Here is a 2,866-nt window from a genome sequence, read left to right as displayed (position 1 = left end):
TAGCCAATTACATAAAACAAGAAATTTTATCGGGGAGAATAAAACCAAAAGAAAAATTACCGTCAAAACGTAAGTTATCGAACTACCTTGGATTAAGCTTAAACACTATTCAGTCAGCTTATGAGCAATTATGTGCGGAGGGTTATATAGAAAGCAAACCTCGAAAAGGATTATTTGTAACAACCTTTGATAAAAACATAATCTTTAACCAAAGAGATTTTGAAAAATTGGAGTCAAAGAGCAAGCAAATACAAGTAAATGCCAAGATTGATTTCAATTCTGGCAAGGTTGATTTAGAACACTTTCCGTATGCTATATGGAGAAAATTAACTATTCAATCTTTATACGAGGATCAAGGGGAATTATTTTATAATGGAAATCCTCAAGGGGAACTGCTTCTTCGGGAACAAATTGCAGCACATCTTTTTGCTTCTAGAGGTGTTAGATGCTCTGCTGAACAAATCATTATTGGTGCAGGTACTCAGGTACTTATTGGATTATTGTGTATGTTAATTGGTAAAGAACATATCTATGCACTTGAGAATCCTGGTTTCCATAGAACGAGAATGACTTTACAAGATATGGGGGTCCATACAGTTTCAATTCCACTCGATGAAGATGGGATGAATATAAATCAGTTAAAAAATACGGGTGCCAATGTTGTTTATGTAACACCGTCTCATCAATTTCCTTATGGGATGATAATGCCCATTTCAAGAAGAATGGATTTGTTAAAATGGGCAGAAGAAAAGAACGGTTATATTATTGAAGATGACTATGATGGTGAATATCGGTATAAAGGGCAGCCGATTCCTTCCTTACAAGGGCTTGATACAAAGGAAAATGTTGTGTATTTAGGTGCATTTTCGAAGTCTTTGATTCCATCTATACGTATTAGTTATATGATTTTACCATCTTCACTTAGGAAAAAATACCAGGAGCACTTTACTATTTATAAGCAAACGGTTTCTCGTCTTCACCAGGATACTCTATACCGTTTTATGAAGGATGGACTTTGGCAAAGTCATTTAAATAAAATGAGAACTCTTTACCGGAAAAAGCATAGTACCTTAATGTTAGCCGTTAAAAATTATTTAGGAGAAAAAGTAAATATAATCGGTGAAAAATCAGGACTTCATATTATTTTGGAAGTAAAGAACGGTATGGAAGAAGATGAGTTAATCAATACTGCAATGAATGTTGGTGTAAAGGTTTATCCATTATCAATATATTATAATGGGTCACCAGGAAGCTTAGGGTGTAGAATCTTACTAGGATTTGGAGGGTTATCAGAAACTGAGATTAATACAGGAATTCGATTATTGAAAGAAGCATGGAAGCTCTAGATTGTGCCTACACTCCCATGAAAATAAAAGCGGAAAAAGACAATAAGAAAATGGACTCAGCCAATAAGTTTTTAAAAAAGGCTGCATTTCGCCAGTTTGTCAGTAATTCCATTTCTTAGGAACCTTGCACCGCTGTCAACTCTTCTGCCCGTAACAGCTATGCCAAACGGATCACATCCCTACGATTTATCATCCTTCATAAGTACCGGCTCCTTTTTTCATATTGTGGCTCTGTACTGGCCTTCTACATCCAGTGTAACCCACGCCATTATGAAAAATAGGGGCCGGCCTCGTTCATTATGATTAAGAAAGCAAGTCACCCTAAAAATGATAAAATGAGCTTCTTTGTTACAAGAAAGCCTAAAAATTTCATTTTGGTGGTGCAATAAAACTTTAACTTGATGGCGATGGTGTTTGACTACAAGTACACAGAAAACGTTGTGCATCCGAATGCCGGAGGCTTGTGTTAATAGATAAAGTTTTGCCGGTCCGCCTAAAATGATATAGAGTAGCCGTTTGGCTTCGTTGTGGAAAAATGATGAGCGGTAAGGCCCACATGTTTTTCCTACACGTGTGGAAGCAATGCTTCACATGTGCCTTTAACTTTAACTTCGTTTTTCTGATCGACGGCCTGTACTTTAATTTTAACCCATATCCCTTCAGCGTTTTCTTCTTTTCCAACCAACTCTCCCCGGACGGTAATCGCATCACCTGGACGAGTAATGGAAGAAAAACGTACACCAAACTTCTTAATAGATGCACGCGGTACCCAGGTAGTCAAAGCTTGGCCAACAAAGCCCATGATTAGCATGCCATGAGCGATAACGCCACCTAGTCCCGCTTCTTGACCTACGCTTTCAATCGTATGTATTGGGTTAAAATCCCCAGATGCTCCGGCGAATTTAATTAGTTGCATCCGAGTGACCGGTGGCTTTTCAAGCGCAGGCAGCTCCGTTCCTACCTCAGCTTCTCTGTTATGAAGCAAATACGGTTCCATATGCTCCCCTCCCTACGGTGTTTTGACCAGCATCATCCGTGCGGCCATTACCTTTTCATCGTTTTGGTTACGGTAGACAGTTTCTAACGTATAGAATGCCATCCCGTTTCGCTTTGCTTTTACGTCCGTCACTTTCGTTTCCGCGTGAATCGTATCACCTGCATGAATAGGGGCAAAATACTCGTATTCCTGCTCTCCGTGCAACAGCTTCTTCATATCGATTTCAAGCTGCTCCATCAAATCTTCGAAGGTCGGACCGGACCACATATCAATTGCTTCCATAAATGTCGGCAGGATTGGTAGCGTGACAAAGCCCTCCTCTTTTGCCTTTGCCTCATCGGTATAAATCGGATTATCGTCTCCTATAGCTAGTGCAAGCTCTTTTATTTTCCCGGTTTCTACCTTGCCGCTGTAGGGAGGAAACACGTAGCCTTTTTTATCTTCCGGATTTGCCAAAGTATAGATTCCCCTTTCTTCATTTCTAATATGTTTTATCAAGGGTGTTGATTATCCAGTATGATCC

The 2,866-nt window shown here is 39.4% G+C and carries 3 protein-coding genes; 1 reads left to right on the top strand and 2 read right to left on the bottom strand.

What is annotated here, in order from left to right; genetic code table 11:
- The coding region (gene pdxR / locus HMPREF0083_RS00615) for a MocR-like pyridoxine biosynthesis transcription factor PdxR (protein WP_021618953.1) at positions 1–1,346 on the top strand (1,346 nt) is incomplete at its 5' end.
- Between the two features lie 565 nt (positions 1,347–1,911).
- On the opposite strand, the gene HMPREF0083_RS00610 is transcribed toward pdxR, so the two are convergent.
- Positions 1,912–2,343 carry a MaoC/PaaZ C-terminal domain-containing protein gene (locus HMPREF0083_RS00610; protein ID WP_021618951.1) on the bottom strand — a complete coding sequence of 144 codons (432 nt, stop codon included), beginning with the start codon at positions 2,341–2,343 and terminating at the stop codon, positions 1,912–1,914.
- Between the two features lie 12 nt (positions 2,344–2,355).
- Positions 2,356–2,799 (bottom strand): MaoC family dehydratase N-terminal domain-containing protein, encoded by a 444-nt coding sequence (locus tag HMPREF0083_RS00605; RefSeq protein ID WP_051354488.1) that lies wholly within the window; start codon positions 2,797–2,799, stop codon positions 2,356–2,358.
- Positions 2,800–2,866: the final 67 nt, after the last annotated feature.

The organism is Aneurinibacillus aneurinilyticus ATCC 12856, from assembly GCF_000466385.1.
Lineage (GTDB): Bacteria > Bacillota > Bacilli > Aneurinibacillales > Aneurinibacillaceae > Aneurinibacillus > Aneurinibacillus aneurinilyticus.
This window is presented reverse-complemented; position numbering and strand designations above follow the sequence as displayed.

Coding starts and splice junctions, on each gene's coding strand:
- HMPREF0083_RS00610 (WP_021618951.1), bottom strand. CDS start 2,343: ATGGAACCGTATTTGCTTCATAACAGAGAAGCTGAGGTAGGAACGGAG.